Here is an 18,333-nt window from a genome sequence, read left to right on the forward strand (position 1 = left end):
TTGTCCCGCTAGTTTTGTCGATTGCTGATTATTTACCTAGGCTTACAGAAATTCGACTACCTTTATACTATGAACAAAAAATCGACCTTCACAGCGTACAAGGAGTTTATTTATCAGCTTGTATTTTTAAGCATCTTATTCCTCTTTTTCGCCTTTGACAAACACGATCCTCGTCTTGAAATTGACAAAGTGGTCTTTTTCTTACACTATGTAAGTGCCGGACTTTTTATCAGTTATTACCTACTTCCAAAGTACTTTTACACCAAAAAATACGTTGCCTTAAGTGTAGCTCTTTTGGTACTGTGTGGTGTCGTTTATTTTTTAGAAGAATTTGTTTTTGAGAAAATTTTCTTTCCCGGAGAGCGTGGGCAGCACGTTTCGAACGTCTTTCTTACCTTGGTCAATATTTTACCCTTAATTTTTATGATTGTCGCCTTTAAGCTGGCTTGGGACGCCTCTGTAAAACAGCGCGAAGTCAACGAACTTAAAGACCTTATCAAAGAAAGTGAATTGCAGTTTCTGAAGTCTCAGATAAATCCGCACTTCTTATTTAACAACCTGAACAATCTCTATTCTTATGCATTGGACAATTCTCCTAAAACCCCCTCCATCATTTTAGAGCTCTCCTCTGTATTGCGCTATATGTTGTACGACTGTAAAGAGAACTTCGTGCCTTTAGCCAAAGAAATCAAACACCTTAAAAACTTTACTGCTTTAAACGAACTTCAAATTGAGGACCGTGGCAGTGTGCGCTTTGAAACGGAAAACTTAGGAGGAAATTACACTATAGCCCCCTTAATTCTTATGGTATTCATAGAGAACGCCTTCAAACACAGCACGGCAAGTCAATCCGATGCCATAGCTATTCATATTGCTGTTCGTATAAAAAATGATACCTTGTACTTTGAATGTCACAATTCCTATCTTGAAAATACCAACACCCAGAGCTTAGCTCATGGAATAGGCTTGGCGAATGTGCAGAAGCGACTCAAACTATTATACCCAAAGAAACACGATTTAAAAATTGAGCAGTCCGATGCTAAATTCAAGGTAGTGTTAACCATAAAACTTACATAACCAATGAAATGCATTATTGTTGAAGATCAGCCCCCCGCGCAGCGTATTCTGCAGAAGTTTATCGCAGAAATCGATTTTTTAGAATTGACAGGAACTTTTTCTGATGCCTTACAAGCCTTACAATACTTAAAAACAGCTCCGGTAGACTTGCTGTTTTTAGATGTGCATTTACCCAAAATTTCAGGCATTGACTTTTTAGAAATTTTAGACAACAAGCCTCAAATCATACTGACCACAGCATTTTCTGAATACGCTCTCAAAGGCTATGAATTGGACATTGCTGACTACTTACTCAAACCTTTTTCTTTTGAACGCTTTGTAAAAGCTGTAAACAAAGCACAACAACTGGCACTGACTACAAATACAAACGCAATTATGCCAGAGCCATGCGATTTTATTTTTGTCAAATCGGGCTATGAACATCTAAAGATTTACTTTTCTTCCATTGATTATATAGAATCCTCTGCCGACTATACGGAAGTATATACGGGAACCAGCAAGACTCTGACGGCTATTTCCTTAAAAAACTGGCTTTCTAAGCTTCCAAAAAACAACTTTATTCAAGTACATAAATCGCATATCGTAAACACCCATCGCATACAGAAAATTGCAGGAAATTTACTGTACCTCGACACTGGGAAGCAACTCAATATCGGTAGAGCGTATAAAGAAGAATTCAACAAAAGGTTTCTCTAAAAATAAAAGCCTCAACGAAAACGTTGAGGCTTTTTATATCTAACTAAAAATTAATTGCGGTACAAGGTGCTTACGCTTGTAATACTTCTTGTACTTTATCAGCAGCTTCTTGGAATTCAGTGGCTGAAATAATTTCCATTCCGCTATTATCAATTAATTCTTTTGCTTCTTGTGCATTTGTTCCTTGTAAACGACAGATGATAGGCACATTGATTTTGTCTCCCATGTTTTTGTAAGCGTCTACAACTCCTTGAGCAACGCGATCACAACGTACAATACCTCCGAAGATATTTACTAAAATAGCTTTTACGTTCGGATCTTTTAAGATGATTCCGAAAGCAGTTTCAACACGTTGAGCATCAGCAGTACCTCCTACATCTAAGAAGTTTGCTGGATCTCCACCTGCTTGCTTAATAAGGTCCATAGTACCCATTGCTAAACCAGCTCCGTTTACCATACATCCTACGTTACCATCTAAATCAACATAGTTTAATCCTGCAGCTTTCGCTTCTACTTCGATAGGATTTTCTTCTCTCAAATCTCTCATTTCAGCGTAATCTTTATGACGGTACAAAGCGTTTTCGTCTAAAGTTACTTTTGCATCTACTGCTAAGATTTTATCGTCAGAAGTTTTTAAAACTGGGTTGATTTCAAATAATGAAGAATCAGACTTCACGTATGCTGTATACAATGCAGCTACGAATTTAGTCATATCCTTAAACGCAGCTCCAGACAATCCTAAATTAAAGGCAATCTTACGAGCTTGGAATGGTAACAATCCAGTTGCAGGATCGATTTCTTCAGTAAATATTAAGTGAGGAGTCTCTTCCGCTACTGCTTCAATGTCCATACCTCCTTCTGTAGAATACATGATCATATTCTTACCTGATGCACGGTTTAATAAAACCGACATATAAAACTCATTCGGCTCACTGTCACCTGGGTAATATACATCCTCAGCTACTAATACTTGATTTACTAATTTACCTTCAGCTGGAGTCTGAGGAGTTATCAACATCATTCCTAAAATGTCATTAGAAATACTTTTAACCTCATCTAAGTTTTTCGCTAACTTTACTCCTCCACCTTTTCCACGACCACCTGCGTGAATTTGCGCTTTGATTACATGCCAACCAGTACCTGTTTCTTCAGTCAACTTTTGTGCTGCTGCAACAGCTTCTTCTGGTGTATTTGCAACAATTCCGCGTTGTGTACGAACGCCAAAACTGCTTAAAATTTCTTTACCTTGATATTCGTGTAAGTTCATTAGATAAGAATGTTTTTAAAGTCGAACAAAAATACAAATTCAATTGATAATACCTTGTATTTTACCGTTTATTTTAATGTTAGTTCGTTAATATTTGTCTACACCCCTTTTTTTTACTGATTACCATTTGTTAACATAAAAAGTGTCACTACTACATTTTTAACATGTCTTTTAGGTAATTAACATGAATTTATGAAATCTTATCATAAGGCATAAATAATTTAGCACTTTGATAAGAGAAAACAACCCGAAACCTATTACACTGCACTATGCGTACAAAACTAGCCCTGTTGGCGCTGTCTTGGCTGCTATTACCTCAAAAAACAGCTGCACAAGGAGTTAACAGTAACCGAAAGAAATTACCGGCCATCCGCGTCACGGACGCACCTAAAATTGACGGTAAGCTTAATGACCCCGCTTGGGAGCTCGCTCCTACAGCAGATCAGTTTGTGATGATGCGTCCCGACAACGGACAAGCTGAACCCAATACTCATCCCACTAAAGTAAAACTCGTTTACGACGATCAAGCTATTTACATCAGTGCATACATGCAAGCACCCGATCCGCAGAAAATCCCTGCAGAATTCACCAATAGAGATAATATCGGAAATGCCGATTTCTTTCTCATGACCGTGAATCCAAACGATGACGGCCAAAATCCTTTTGAATTTATCGTGACCAGCTCGGGGGTGCAGGCTGATGCTAAAATTTCAAATGGCAACGAAGATTTTAATTGGAGTGCCGTTTGGGAAAGTGAAATTTCCATTACCGACAAAGCCTGGATTGTTGAAATGAAAATTCCCTATCGCGCACTGCGATTTGCTAACCTTCCTGTACAATCATGGGGGATTAACTTTCACCGACGCGTACAAAATTTAAATGCCCAGTTTTCATGGAATTTTATCGATAATAAACAAGGAAACTGGACCCAATACGACGGTTTGTATGAAGATTTCAAAGATATCAAACCTCCCACTCGACTGCTATTTTATCCGTATGCTTCCGCTACGTTTAAAAATACTTCAAAAGAAACTACCACCGATTGGAGTGTAGGAATGGATATTAAATACGGAATTACTGAAAATTTTACGCTCGACGCTACGCTGATTCCTGATTTTGGACAAACAGGTTTCGACAATGTGCAACTGAACCTAGGGCCTTTTGAACAACAATTTACAGAGCAACGTCAGTTTTTTACCGAAGGAACTGAATTGTTTACAAAAGGGCGTTTGTTTTATTCGCGTAGAATTGGAGGACGCCCAATTGATCAGTTCAAAGTTGCCAACCAACTGAGTAGTGATGAAGAGATCATCGATCGCCCGAACAAAGTGGACATGCTAAATGCCATCAAAATTTCAGGACGCACCAAAAACGGACTCGGTATTGGTTTTTTTAATGCGATTACCGATAAAACCGAAGTGACCATACAAAACAAAACTTCGAAGGAAACCCGCAAAGCTGTGATCAACCCCTTTTCCAATTATAATATTATGGTCTTGGATCAGCAATTTAACCAAAACTCAGCCATCACTTTAATCAATACGAATGTAACCCGCATTGGTGACTTTAGAGATGCCAATGTTACCGGATTGCTTTGGCATGTGGAGGATAAGAAAAGTCGCTACAATATTGATGGGTCTTTTAAAATGAGTACTATCTCGGATGACGCTAGCCAACCCAACCTCGGCTATACTTTTGATACCAGTATTGGAAAACACGCTGGGAACTGGCGAGGAGAAATCGGATACAATGTGGAAAGTAAAGATTTTAATCCGAACGACCTTGGAATCTTGTTTAGCAATAACGAACAGACCATCTACAGCTTTTTAGCATATCGAATTTTACAACCCAAGGGGATCTTTAATAACTACCAGATTCGCATGTACTACAACATGAATTTCCTGCATACTCCCGGAACTTATGTCGGTACCAATGCTGGTTTGAATTTTTGGGCATCGACCCGAAAGCGTTTTGGTTTTGGGGGAAATCTAAATTTTAGCACGCCGCGAAAAGATTTCTTTGAACCACGTCAAGGTTCTACGAGTGGTATCTTTTTTAAGGCTCCACTCCGTGTAAACTTCAATCATTGGGGCTCTACCGATTACAGAAAAAAGTTTGCTGTAGACTACAATTGGTACTACACCTTCTTTAAAGACAATCCAAGGGAGAGTTACGGATTTCGCTTTGCTCCTAGATATCGATTTAATAACCGATTCTCGTTAATTTACGCATTGCGATACAACAAAACCAACAGAGAACAAGGGTATGTACGAAAGGTAAATCAGGATTACATAAATAACAATCCTGGTACGGCTAATTTACTCGACCAGATCATTTTTGGAGAACGCGATTGGACGACTTACGACAATTCATTGACCGGAAAATTTAGCTTTAGTACCAAAGCTTCCTTATCACTTGCCTTCCGACACAACTGGAGTAAGGTTCCTTATCACAATCAATACTACACCTTACAGAAAGACGGAAGTTTGGTCGCCAATAATTATCAAGACAACCACGATCGAAATTTTAATAGCTGGAATTTGGATTTGAACTACGTTTGGCAATTTGCTCCTGGGAGTCAGCTCATTGCTTTTTACAGAAACTCCATCAATCCTAGCCATAACTTTGCTCCCGCAAACATCAGTTTCTCGGATAATATTAATCGACTTTTTAAAGAAGATATGCAACATACCTTCTCCGTGAGACTGGTGTATTTTGTCGATTACAACAATCTAAAAAACATATTATAGTCCCTCACCTAAGAAATCAGATTCCTCCCATGCCGAGAATCTGATTTCTTTTTTATACATTCGTTTTTCTAACTCATTTCCTATGATAGTTGCTAAGAATATTCACAAAAGTTTTGGAAGCGTCAATATTTTAAAAGGCCTTGACCTACACATCAAAGAAGGAGAAATCATCGCCATCGTCGGTCCGTCAGGAGCTGGAAAAACCACTTTATTACAAATATTGGGTACCCTTGACCAACCCGACACCACCGATGCTTTTAGCTTGCACATTAATAATGCCTCTGTTACAGGGCTTACTGACAAGCAGCTCTCACAATTCAGAAACCAACACATAGGATTTATTTTTCAGTTTCATCAATTACTGCCTGAATTCACTGCCTTAGAGAATGTTTGTATTCCTGCCTATATAGCAAAAAAAGGCAAAGTTGAAACCGAAAAACGAGCTTTGGAATTATTAGATTTCTTAGGGCTGAGTCATCGTGCTAGTCACAAGCCTAATGAACTCTCAGGTGGTGAACAACAACGCGTTGCCGTGGCCAGAGCACTTATTAACAAACCTTCCGTAGTATTTGCTGATGAACCGAGTGGAAACCTCGATTCCAATTCGGCCCAAAAACTGCACGAACTCTTTTTTGAACTCCGCGACAACTTTGGCCAAACCTTTGTCATTGTCACGCACAACCAAGAGCTCGCCAATATGGCCGACCGCAAGCTAGTAATGAAAGACGGACGCATCGTAGAATCCTAATGAAAGTATTTGTAACCGACCTTTTACGCTTTCTGCGCAAACCGCAATACACTGCACTGCCTGATCACCTGAGTACCTCAGAAAAATGGTTGTTTTTTGGTCGTATGTTCAGTGTTGCATTGCTCACAACCCTTATACTGAGTCCGATATTTAGTCTCGTTGAGTCTCTCGATTGGATATCTCTGGAGAATCACGCAGTGGAACAAGTTTTGGAATCACAACCAAAACTGACCGTTTTTTTACTCATCGTACTACTAGCCCCCATTATTGAAGAACTCCTTTTTAGAGCTCCTCTCAAGTTCACAAAAGAGAGCCGTATTTTTCCATTTTGGTTTTATCTGTTTAGCGCAGTCTTTGGATTTGTTCATATCACCAATTATCCGTTGAGTGTAGAAGTACTTTTACTGAGTCCGTTACTCGTAGCGCCTCAACTAATTCTCGGGTGTTATCTAGGGTATATTCGCATCAAACTCGGGCTGCTTTGGGCCATCTTATTACATGCATTGTACAATGCTTTCTTTATGTTTGTTACCTTTGCCGGACAATAAACCGGTATGACACAAAAAGAACTCAACGAATTTTTAGACCACAAAGTAGTAACGTATAACAACCCTGATTTTATTACCAGTGACCCTATTCAAATTCCACATTTGTTTGCGCGAAAAGAGGATAGCGAAATTGCGGGTTTTCTTGCCGCAACAATAGCCTGGGGAAATCGTACGATGATTATAAAAAACGCCCATCGACTTATGGAACTCATGGGGAATGCTCCTTTCGAGTTTGTCATGGGACATCAGGAAGCCGATCTAGAGCGATTTGACGGTTTTGTTCACCGAACTTTTAACGCTGACGATATACGTCACTTTGTTCGTTCCTTGCGAAATATTTACGAGAACCACCAAGGGCTTGAAGCCGTGCTAAGACCTTCTGCTCAAGAAGACAATTACCAACAAGCCATTCATCAGTTTAAAAAAATCTTTTTTGAGATCCCTCACCTCGATCGCAGTTTAAAACACGTGTCTGACCCGCTTAAAAATTCGGCCTCAAAACGCATTAACATGTTTTTACGCTGGATGGTTAGAAACGATAAAACTGGGGTCGATTTAGGCCTTTGGGAAAGCCATAGTCCCGCAAATTTACACTGCCCTCTGGATGTACATTCTGGAAACGTAGCTCGAAAATTGGGTATTTTAACACGAAAACAAAATGACTGGAAAGCCCTGGTTGAACTCGATACAACCCTGCGTAAATTTGATCCTAAAGATCCTGTAAAATACGACTTTGCCTTGTTTGGTTTGGGGGTTTTTGAGAAGTTTTAAATTGACATTTCCTGATTTTTACCTCACTGTAAGGGCCGAACTCCCTTTCTGAATTTATTGTACCAACGTATTCCAATGGATTTTTACGAATGGGGATGCTCGTTTTTATTTATCTTTAAACCGCTAAATTAAATGACTATGAAACCCAAACGTCCCGACGTAAAAACCCTAGATAGCTCTTTAGGTGTTAGAGCCTTTGCCGCACTTATGATTGTCAGTGCTTTAGGAGTATTGTTCAAGTTCCCGATAAGCTTACCCAATCAGCTATTTTTTAATCGAGATATTGCCTATACTAGCACTCATTACTCCTATAAACCTGGACAAAGCGGAACGTCTTACGATTTCTTTATTCAAAATTCAGACGGCCTTTATGCAGCACTGCCCTTAGTGCTCGTTCTCCTACTCGCTTTTTTATTTTACTTTGGAATCTTCTCGGCAATAGCCGCATTTATAGGATATCGAAAAGGAACAACGACTACCAAACGCGATACTCTTTTTTCATTACTCATCGCAGCTATTTTTATCAGTCCTCAATATTTACCCGTTTTCGACTACTTGAATATCGATACAAAGGGCGCTTATTGGACTAAGGAACGAGTAGTTATTTCACCGGAAACCATGTATGAAATTGGAATCCAAAAAATCCGTGGTGTTCATATCAATGCTGACCACGTTGCTAGAAGCAGTGACTCCAGTTTTGCAGTTCTCAAAAAAATACAAGCAGATAGCAATCGGATTATTTTTGCCGATAAACTAAACATATCTGGGAGTAACTTACATACTGCCGTTGGAAAAGATACCCTTTGGGTTTTTGAAAAAAAATCGAACTATCTAAAAGCATACAGCATGCGTCAACAAAAAGTGGTTGTTGAAAATTTGGATGCTTTAGGTCCTTCACTACTAGGAACCGCACAGGCAGACATTGTAAGCTTTGACTACTCAAGCAGTAGCAAGGTACTGAGTATACGTACAGACGATGGAAACAAATACTACTTCAATCCGAATACGAACACGTTCAGCTCCCGAAAAACCTATGCGTATCCGTTGTTTTACTTTAGTAACCTCAATAAACACAGAAAAAAACTACAACTTCGTACCGGAACACTTACTGCCCCCTGGAACACGAAGCGCGTTTTTCTGGATGCTAGCGTTGTAGCGAGCAATGCAAACCTACTCATTATTCGCCATCGTCCTAATATCAAAGAAAAAACAAAGCACCTCATCAGTGCCTTTGACTTGGAAACCGCTACTTTAGTCTGGCAACTCAACGAAGCTGACTATTCGTTTTTACAAACTATTTACGGTAATCCTAGCGTACGAGCTAGCATGGATCAAACGCATATCGTTTTGCATTTCTATGACAGTTTTACCTTAAAAGGATCTGTTATTTTGAGTCCACAAGGAAAAGTACGTAACATCATCGAGGCCACACCCACTATTTTCTAGGCATTTATTTCTATTAGAAAAAGCAATAAAACAACAAGGGTAGCAGTAGATAAAACGCGTGTCATTGTTTATGAACATTTACAGAATAAAAGCAAAAAAAAAGACCGCCCGAAGGCGGTCTGTATACAATTGATTATTTAATAATCAATTTTCGAGAAAGGGTTTTCGATGCTGTTTGAAGCTTATAGATGTACACTCCCGATTTAAACGAGGTTGCCTCATCTTGTAAGTTCCATTGAACTTTGTGTAAAGTTCCTCCTTTTACTTCCTCTGCTACAAAGGTGTGTACGCGTTGTCCTAGCACATTGTACAAGCTCAACTCTACGTATTCATCTTTTGCCACTTGGAAAGTAATCTGCGTTCTATCTGTCATAGGGTTCGGTTCATTTTGACCTAAACTGTAGGCAGTATCTAACGCATCCACCAACGCATCTGGCTTCGCAGTATGTCGTAATACAAAAGGATTTTCAACCGTTCCTACATGCGCCGAACGTTCAAATTCAAGTGCATTGTCTAAGCTGACGATGCTTTCTCCATCGTACAACTTAAAGCTGATTGCTCCTTTGGCAAATCCTCCAATTCCGACAAAATAGTGGTAAGCGCCGTCGATTAACATCGGCTTAGCTATCCCGCTAATTTTTCCGTCAACAAACGCGGCAACCACGTGCTCTCGTTCTAAGTCAAGCGTTTCCGAATCTAAGGTAGCTACCATATACATAAAGCTCGGGTAGGCATTGCGATCAACTTTCCAGTTTAACTTCGCAGCTTTATCGAGGTAATCCTCCACAGCGAGTGCTGCATGGGCTCCTCTTGCAGCTGGTGCTGGAGTATTGGCAATACCACTGTAATTTAACACCCCTGCTCTAGATGCTCGGTAAATATATCCTAAGGTTGGCGTCATATGCGTTAAACTTCCTTTCCAACCGTCAGCGGTGTACTCTGCTTGTAAACCACGACGCTCTATACGATCACCTATACTTACTGTAGTTGAGTTTAATGAGCGTAACGCTATTGGTAAGGTCTGTAAATCCGTTGGGAAATACGGAATTGCAGTATCTGCATTTGCTAGTACAGGGATATCGGTATCTACAGGAACGTGAATTCCTTCAATGCTTATCAGCTTTGCTCCACTCGCTTTTACGGTGTAGGCTTTACGTGTATCTAACTGGTTCGTCGCTCCTGAGTTTAAAATAAAGCTACCATTAGCTGCAACGGTGGCTAATAAAGTTCCAGATTTCGTATCGTAAATCTGATCTCCTGCAGTCAAACCTTTAATAGCTTGTAGTGATAAATTCATCGATGCGCTATTATCACGTAGGTTAAAACTCAACTCTTGGAATCCAGTTGCCAGTGCTATGCGCTTAGAAATTTTACTTCCAACCGTCATGTTCACCGGTGCACTCACCGATCCAATACGAGAACGGAATGCATAATTGTACGATTCTACAATTCCTTGGTACTCGGTACATGCAGAAGCATCCCATACCTTAAAGGTCAGTAGTCCTGTTTCTCCATTGTTTCCAAAAATACTCAAGTTGACTAGTCCTCCGGTAGTAACCGTGGTTTGTCCGCGGAACTCTTCATTTAGATAAGCCGCAACAATATCTCCAGTATCAACAGACTTTTCACCGTTGATTACTAAGTTTCCACTGATACTCATGCTACCGAAATAGTTGTTGGAGTTAAAATTCCCTGCAAAATCAGGTGCTGCACAGGTCACCTCTACTTCCAAATGGAAAGCTTCTACTCCAATCGGCACATCCTTGTTATTCACTCGTTGGATCACTTCGATATAAACATCCGTAGCATGAACTCCTGGATTTAAATAAGGAGCCACGACGAAATCTAAATCGCGCTCAACAAATCCCGTAGCCAAATCTTGGAAGCTATTCTCTTCGACAGCAGTACCATTTTTTTCAACTGACAACCATGATGGCAATTGCTTAAAGCGATATTTCACAGGAGTTCCTCCTTTAGAATTATCGAGGTCTATCGTCGAAATCTTTGTGCTCGTTCCTTGAGCTTGAGTCACACGGATATTATTTTGACTCCAGCCAATGGTGTTTTTATTCACCACAAATGACCAAGCTTTTCCGGCTATCTTATTACGAGATGGGTCTTCTAAACGTCGGTTTAAAACCATTGCCGTTAACTGAGCTCCCTCTACAAACGAAGCATCAAATACTGGGGTTAGGTGCACTTGTGTGTCGTTGTGAGATGTCGTTACTGTAAACTGTAAGTCCTTCGCCATTCTCGTAAGATCTAACGGTGCTGCATTTGCACTTCCACGAACAAAACTCAATCCTGTTTGCGTAGTTGCCAAAGCATTTCCGGTATAATCTCTAATCGCCTCATCTGGTGCTCCATTAGCTCCTTTAAGTGGATTGTCATCAAATACAAAGTAGGCTACTAAATTCAGTTCATTACCAATCAATTGCTCGTCCATTTTGGCAACGATGTCTGTTGGTGTTCTCTGAATGGTCCAGATACGTACTTCATCTAACTTTCCTACATACGAGTTACCACCTTCATTTTTAGCGATTTCTATCGGATCAGCATTCGTCGTTAAAGCTGTAATGCTTCCTGAACCTGCCGATACTCCATTGTAATAAATAGTCGCTGTTTGGTTACCGTCATACGTTACTGCCACATGGGTCCAGTTAAACGGTTGTAATGAACGTGAGCTAACTACCGTATTATTCAACACGATATTACCTTGAGCATTTAAACCGATATTGTAATTCGACCCTTTTTTAAGAATCGGAACTACGGTTGCACCTGTTGGCAATGAACTTGGATTTACCCACATTTCAACGGTAAATGCCTTCTTGTTCTCCAAATTGAACTCTTGCTGATGTGGGATGGTCACCACGTCATTTACATTATCAAACTCTGCAGAAATTAAATCTTTTGGTACTCCACCTAAGATTCCTCGTAAAGAGAAACTGCTATTTACTGCCGTTAACGGATTGATGGCTCTGTTAAACTCAGCGGTAATTTGTCCTTGCGTTAACACCCCTCCATTTACTGGATTGGTACTGATAATCGTAGGTGCCGAGCGCGCGATTCGCCCTGTCACATAAGGTGTTGGATTCTTTCTACTCGCCGGTAAATTGGCGCCTCCATCATCACAAACAGGAGCAATTCTAAAGCGATACTCTCCGTCTGATAGTCCAGATACATCGGCTGTATAGCTGATAAAGCCAGTGGTCGCATCCATATTTTCCTTAAGCTCTGTCAACGATAACTTTTTCAATTCAAAAGTTTCACTATTCCCTGGTAAAGCGTACTCTAAGGCTACCGTAAATTTCTCATCTACTTGGTTGTTTACCACCTCTGGAATTCTAAAACGGAATTTCAATTGATTCTGACTCGTATTGTTAACCACCCAGTTGTTGGCTGGTAAATCTGGTTGAATTTCACTAACACACGCTCCTTTAAAGTGCGCCGTTACAAAAATCTCTTGGAACGGTACTACCCCTACTTCGTTGTACTCATCAACTCGGTAACTTCTGTACCCATCACCTGCTTGCTCACATGCCGAGTAAATACGGATTCCAATATTTTCATAAGAAATTTCCTCTGGTGCATCCATACCTCTTGCAATGCGCAATTGAGCTTTCACTTCTCGTTGTACTCCTGTTGGTGAATTTCCATCCAAGCCAAAGTTTATTGGAGAAGTCGTTGCAGGCTCAAATATTGGAGATTCGTTTAAGAACACTTGTGCTCCTTTACTATTCGATGCTCCATTCATTCCTACGATGTACACTTTACGAGTGGCATCATTCGCAATTTGTGTATTTCTCAAGGTCAAATTATACAAGATAGACTCTCCTCCAGTACCGTATTTTACAGCACTATCAACAGTGATTTCTACCCCTTCTCTAGGCACTGTTCCCGATTCAAACGGACACACACTTTGCCCGGCAACCGTATAAAAAACAGGTGTATCGTAGACCTTATCACGTGCAATGCGTACGCTAAACTGATCTCCTACATCGCCGTCTGACAAGGTAAAGCTATCTACACGTCCATTCGTATTCGCATTGTTGTCACTGGCCTCTACAACTCCTAAGGTTTTGATATCTGTTTTAAGACTAAAGGCTACACCAGCAATATTAAAACTATTGTTAAAGGTTGTACCTCCACCAAAAGTCGATCCTCCTGAATCCTGATTACTAGATTCTCTCCCTCTAGTTAACGTATAGGTAGTAGAAGTACCACCACTAAACGATACTTGTGAATCCAATTGCGTTACTGAGCTTCCTAAACCGCTACCCACTGCTTTTAAATCGGCAGTAGTACTTGCAAATGTTTTGGTTTGCTCATTCATATACGTCAATTGTTCCGCTCTAGTTTTGCGTTGTACTATTTGTTTCCATCGGTTAATTTGGAATACGTAGTTAACCAAAGCTCTGTCTGTTTCTGGTGCTGCAGAATTGATATTGAAAGCATCGATTGTAGCTTGGTAATTTAATGAACTACGCTTTGCTTTCTCCTCTGCTGTTGGTGGGAAAAGTTCGTCGTGTTTTTTAATTAACAAGTCTTGTAAATTTCTAATAATACGATCTTCAATATCTTGACGAGTATAGACAAAAGGGGTCAATTTATCTGCTGTCATTACCTTCTTATCTGTATCGATAACTGGCATACAGTTCGAATCTACGCGAAGCGTCATTCCCGTACCAAAGGTCAATACACGTGATGCTCCGATAAATACATCGGCATCAGCTCCTACAATATCCTCTGCTGAAGAGGTACTTATTGATTGTTCTAACGAAACGCTCGTACCGTTTTGCTCAGTGTGACGATAGGTGAAGTTCGCATCGATATTTCCAGTAAACTTAGACTCCTGTTCAACCACAGTATAAATGATCCCCTGTCCGATCCCAACTCCTAATGGCGCTGCGATAGCCAATGATACCATCTGCGTTTCGATATCAGACCCTACCGTAATTTCCGTAGCTGTATTTAAATCTAAACCACCTCCTACAGATTTACTAAACGAATAGGTAGCACCTCGTGCTAAAGTCGCTGAACTCGCATCTCCTGGTGGATCGTACAATACAAACCCAACTGTCGGATCTGTTAAGGTAAAATCTTCATTACCCCTTCTGGCACCAGTAACATACGCCGACTTGGTTACCGTTTTAGTACGGTTGTTGTGGCTCACTACTATGGCCATGTTACGCAAATAATCTCCGATAAAATTAGGGTTTCCGGCAAAGGTTAAAAACGATTTCTTCCCGTTATCTCCAGTTTTACCGTTGGTAGGTGCGATAATTAAATCTCCGTTAAGATTCACAGTGGCATTGTCAACAGGACATTTACTTCCGTTGTAGTCCTCGTATACCGAAACTACCGCAAGGATGCTCTTTCCTGCTTCTAATTTATAAATAGACTGATCAGCACCACAGGTTGGATTGATGCGCTTGCTCGCAAGTTGATCCATAGAAGTAATTCCTTCCACCTCTTCTTTTGTAACACTGTACAAAGCTAAATCAATTTCTAAATCGTTGCGATAAGGGAAATCATAACTCTTGTTCCCTGTACGCAAGTCAATAATCGACGACTGCACCTTGTCGGTAGTTCCTTCTCTCGTAATTTCTACGCGGTACTGCCCAGGCAATAAGTCATGTACGGTAAACAAGTTATTCTCATCGTTAAAATTACTCGCTGTAATAGCGCGTTCATAGCGCGGAAACTGTACATCAGTACGAATAATTTTACCTGTCCAATTTCCTACATTGTTATTACACGGAATTACTACATTTCCTACAAAAGAACGACGTGTAATGTTCTCAAAATTGATATTTCCGGTAGGCTCTGTTAAATTAAACAGGTATTCCTTATCATTTTTCGGATTTACCAAGGCTGCTGCATCTCCAGACTCAAAAGCCTTGTAATCAAAAGCAAACTTTCGAATGTAATTCGCTCTCGACTTATTATTAAAGTAGGCTCCTTGATGTAAACTCAGATAGTTGTTAGCAGTTCCGGTACTCAAGGCAAGGTTTACAGCTCTCGTTCCAGAGGTATGCTCAAAATTATACGCTAATTTTAAGTGCTCCTTATCTTTCGCTACCACATTACCACTTTTAATTTCACTGAGTTCTTGACTCGTGTAATGGCTGTTTCTATACTCGATTAAATCGATGTTAGCGATCGCGTGATTACTCATTTCTGTAGGGCTCACATAACTCGCTCCCAAATACAGTTTGCTATCAATTGCTTCTCCTGTATAGGCATGTGTTTGATAATCGTCATTAACCCATAATCCAATAACGTTATTCGTAACATCCTTTGTGATTCCGAAGAAATTGTACTGAGAGTTTCCTTCGATAGCCTTTGATAATAAATCAGCACCTTTCGACATTAATACCAACTCATTATTGTTGCGGAGTTCTAGTTGAATAGCTCCCCAATGCAATACAGTTTGCTTAGCAGGAATAGCGCTGCTTCCGCCTGAACCCACAGTAGGTACATTCGCGTCTGGTTTTACAAATCCAGTCCAGGTAAATCCTTCATCAGCTGCATTGGCAATGTTGGCTTTAGAAACGGCGTACCCTTTCGATTTAAAATCCAAACTTATGCGATCGATAGCGACACTTGACTTTTCTAATTTAGGCTGCCCTATAGAAATTCTGTGTTTTCCTGGAGCACCTGAAATACGGAATACTCCTTGGTTGTTTGTACGCACTAACGATCCTACTTCCGTACTCGTTACTTCTGTACCGTCTAAAAAGACGCCAGTGTTCTGTACTGTTGGAAACTCAACCTTTTCAGCTTGTCCAGGTACTGTGGTTACATACACTACCTTTCCTGAAATATCATACGATGATATATTTGTGAAATTTGTTGGGTTTGGCTCTCCGGGAGCCAAGGTTCTCTCAATATTCTTACGCTCAGATTCAGGGGAAAATTCGTTGTTAGGCTTAGTCGGTTTGATGCGATAGGTCAAATAATTATTCGCAACATTTGCATCTTGACGACCAGAATTCAAACTGGTAAAACGATACAATCCTTCACTGTTGGTATACACTCCATAATGAATAGGTACTTGGGTTACTGCATCCCCGTCAACGATACGTTGATACGGTTGTGCAACAGTTTTTAGCGGACTTCTCGAAACTCCTCTAAAACGCCCTAAGGTCGTTCCTGCTTGGTTGTATACATTGCGTGGATCGTTCATATCAAAACGGTAGTACGCCAAGAGATCCGTAGCGGTATTCGCTCCTAAAATATACTGCCAAAATTTAAAAATTTCCGTTGCATTCTTTTTAGTACTCCAAATACGAACCTCATCCATTTCATAGGTAGTTGTCGCCTTTGCGTTGAAAGAAAACAAAGAGGTACGCGCTAATCCTACTACAAACGGTTGTGCTGTGGTCGCATTGGCAACTATAGGTTGCTCTTTGTTTGTCGGTTGTTTCACACCTCCATCGATAAATAAGGCTCCTCCTGTTGGACTAAACGTCACTGCGTAGTGATGCCAATGAGTATCGTTTGGTTTTGCCGCTGTTAAATACGTGATGGTACTTGCTGGGTTTTGTGGATTTCTAGAAATCACCTGAACCTGTGCTTCAGAAATTCTGATTTCACCATCACTTAACTTAAATACGGTGTTCGTTCCAACTCCTTGCGCAGGCGTACGGTACCAAAACTCAATAGTTCCTGTTCCTTGAGCCTGCTCAAACAAGGAAACATCATTGATTTGAATTGGATTACTGTTTTGCACAAACTGTAATGCCTTTCCTGGAATAACTCCTGAGTTTGCTGTCGCCGCAATCAATACATCTTGAGTTGCGATACGCTTTGGAGTTTCTACACTTCCTTTTACAACGCCGTTTGCAAACACAAACCCGTTATCTTTACCGGGTTTACTCCCAGTAACACCTTCTGCTTTTACCTGATACTCATAGAGCTCATTCGGTAAAATTCCATTGTCATCGTAAGTTAAATACGACGAAACTGCATTGTTCGATGTTGGTGTATAGGTTTGAATATCCGAAAAATTAGACAAAGGGTCTGCTAAGTTTCTCCTAGAAACTATATAACTGGTGGCTCCAGAAATGTGAGGCCAACGCAAGCGAACCACGGGTTTTCCTGCCGAAGTTCTTCCCTCTCCGTCAGAAGCGTATAACAATACGTCTTTTAAACTGTAGATAGGATGGTCTGCATTGGTGGTTAATTCGGCCAACTTCAGGTCGTTCCCCCCACTTTTTATAATGCTACTGGTCACCCTTGCTGCCTTTGGTACATCAGCCCCAAGCGATGCATTGATCATGTTGTTCCAATGCGTCTGCATCAATGGCAAATTCGACACACGCGACTCTACCGAATTGTCAGCTGCATAGGCTACTACCAGTCCGTTAGACCCCAAACGGTCTAAATTCGAACCATTTTCATTCGAAAATGTCAATGCCTTGCTATCTGCAATTTGTTGTAAGGTTCGCACGCGGTTCCAAGCTCGGTATTCCGCAACACTCAACTGATCGTCAGCAGTAACCATCATGTACAATTGCTCTGGATGGTAGTCCGCTGCCGGGTACACCAAGTTAGCGCGCTGCACTCCATCGACGTATAAGCGAATGGTTCCGGCTTGTTTGTTAATGGCAAAAGCAACGTGACGCCAAGTGTTGTTCCAAAATCCATGAGCACCTTCAAGTGCAATGGTTTGACTTGTGGCTCCAAGCTTTACCGTGAGTTGACCGTCGGCTCCTTCCAAAGAAAACTCCTCGGCTCCGGTTTGTAAATTTGACAACCTCCACACTCCGTTCGCTCCTTGACTCGGTAAAGATTGCGTATGAGCTTTCATTACCCAAAACTCCACAGTTCCTTGTCCTTGCGTTCCCGCATTTAATAACTGGGTAGTAAGCTTGTTTTGTGTATCAAAATGAGTTGTGTACTCATTGGCCCCTCGTAAAATTAACACGGGAGGTCTTGATTGTGCCTTGGCTCCCCATACCGTTAAGTATAAGCAACACAAAAGCATTATTTTTTGTATGTATAATTTTGTATTCATGTACTAAA

General features: G+C 40.6%; 9 protein-coding genes. 7 read left to right on the top strand and 2 right to left on the bottom strand.

Translation table 11 applies throughout. From position 1 onward, the window contains the following. Positions 1-69: 69 nt before the first annotated feature. Both ACXAG7_RS08195 and ACXAG7_RS08200 read left to right on the top strand, forming a co-directional pair. Positions 70-1,077, top strand: a complete 1,008-nt coding sequence (locus ACXAG7_RS08195; protein ID WP_408044823.1) for a sensor histidine kinase — start codon at positions 70-72, stop codon at positions 1,075-1,077. 3 nt (positions 1,078-1,080) lie between these two features. Continuing rightward, positions 1,081-1,773 carry a LytR/AlgR family response regulator transcription factor gene (locus tag ACXAG7_RS08200; protein ID WP_408044824.1) on the top strand — a complete coding sequence of 231 codons (693 nt, stop codon included), beginning with the start codon at positions 1,081-1,083 and terminating at the stop codon, positions 1,771-1,773. 70 nt (positions 1,774-1,843) lie between these two features. Here ACXAG7_RS08200 and sucC read toward each other — a convergent pair whose 3' ends face one another. Beyond that, positions 1,844-3,040 carry an ADP-forming succinate--CoA ligase subunit beta gene (gene sucC, locus ACXAG7_RS08205; protein ID WP_408044825.1) on the bottom strand — a complete coding sequence of 399 codons (1,197 nt, stop codon included), beginning with the start codon at positions 3,038-3,040 and terminating at the stop codon, positions 1,844-1,846. A gap of 269 nt (positions 3,041-3,309) precedes the next feature. Between sucC and ACXAG7_RS08210 the strand changes: the two genes are divergently transcribed. The 5 genes from ACXAG7_RS08210 to ACXAG7_RS08230 all read left to right on the top strand — a co-directional run bounded on the left by ACXAG7_RS08210 (position 3,310) and on the right by ACXAG7_RS08230 (position 9,303). After that, positions 3,310-5,790, top strand: coding sequence for a DUF5916 domain-containing protein (locus ACXAG7_RS08210; RefSeq protein ID WP_476666564.1), 2,481 nt, complete (start codon positions 3,310-3,312; stop codon positions 5,788-5,790). A gap of 82 nt (positions 5,791-5,872) precedes the next feature. After that, on the top strand, positions 5,873-6,538 hold the full coding sequence (locus ACXAG7_RS08215; RefSeq protein ID WP_476666565.1) for an ABC transporter ATP-binding protein: 666 nt from the start codon (positions 5,873-5,875) through the stop codon (positions 6,536-6,538). Next, positions 6,538-7,086: a CPBP family intramembrane glutamic endopeptidase gene (locus tag ACXAG7_RS08220; RefSeq protein ID WP_408044828.1), complete on the top strand. Its 549-nt coding sequence runs from the start codon at positions 6,538-6,540 to the stop codon at positions 7,084-7,086. The genes ACXAG7_RS08215 and ACXAG7_RS08220 overlap by 1 nt, the downstream gene beginning before the upstream one ends. A 6-nt stretch (positions 7,087-7,092) precedes the next feature. Continuing rightward, positions 7,093-7,857 (top strand): TIGR02757 family protein, encoded by a 765-nt coding sequence (locus ACXAG7_RS08225; RefSeq protein WP_476666566.1) that lies wholly within the window; start codon positions 7,093-7,095, stop codon positions 7,855-7,857. A gap of 138 nt (positions 7,858-7,995) precedes the next feature. Then, the gene (locus ACXAG7_RS08230; RefSeq protein ID WP_476666567.1) at positions 7,996-9,303 is read left to right on the top strand and encodes a hypothetical protein; all 1,308 of its coding nucleotides are present in this window, start codon (positions 7,996-7,998) and stop codon (positions 9,301-9,303) included. Positions 9,304-9,436: 133 nt separating this feature from the next. Here the strand turns inward: ACXAG7_RS08230 and ACXAG7_RS08235 are convergent, their stop codons facing one another. After that, complete coding sequence (locus ACXAG7_RS08235) at positions 9,437-18,325, bottom strand: LamG-like jellyroll fold domain-containing protein (protein ID WP_476666568.1); 8,889 nt, start codon at positions 18,323-18,325, stop codon at positions 9,437-9,439. Between the last annotated feature and the right edge of the window lie 8 nt (positions 18,326-18,333).

Source organism: Tenacibaculum sp. AWR4_210, from assembly GCF_056160945.1.

Coding starts and splice junctions, on each gene's coding strand:
- ACXAG7_RS08235 (WP_476666568.1), bottom strand. CDS start 18,325: ATGAATACAAAATTATACATACAAAAAATAATGCTTTTGTGTTGCTTA.
- ACXAG7_RS08230 (WP_476666567.1), top strand. CDS start 7,996: ATGAAACCCAAACGTCCCGACGTAAAAACCCTAGATAGCTCTTTAGGT.
- ACXAG7_RS08210 (WP_476666564.1), top strand. CDS start 3,310: ATGCGTACAAAACTAGCCCTGTTGGCGCTGTCTTGGCTGCTATTACCT.
- ACXAG7_RS08215 (WP_476666565.1), top strand. CDS start 5,873: ATGATAGTTGCTAAGAATATTCACAAAAGTTTTGGAAGCGTCAATATT.
- ACXAG7_RS08195 (WP_408044823.1), top strand. CDS start 70: ATGAACAAAAAATCGACCTTCACAGCGTACAAGGAGTTTATTTATCAG.
- ACXAG7_RS08200 (WP_408044824.1), top strand. CDS start 1,081: ATGAAATGCATTATTGTTGAAGATCAGCCCCCCGCGCAGCGTATTCTG.
- ACXAG7_RS08225 (WP_476666566.1), top strand. CDS start 7,093: ATGACACAAAAAGAACTCAACGAATTTTTAGACCACAAAGTAGTAACG.
- ACXAG7_RS08220 (WP_408044828.1), top strand. CDS start 6,538: ATGAAAGTATTTGTAACCGACCTTTTACGCTTTCTGCGCAAACCGCAA.
- sucC (WP_408044825.1), bottom strand. CDS start 3,040: ATGAACTTACACGAATATCAAGGTAAAGAAATTTTAAGCAGTTTTGGC.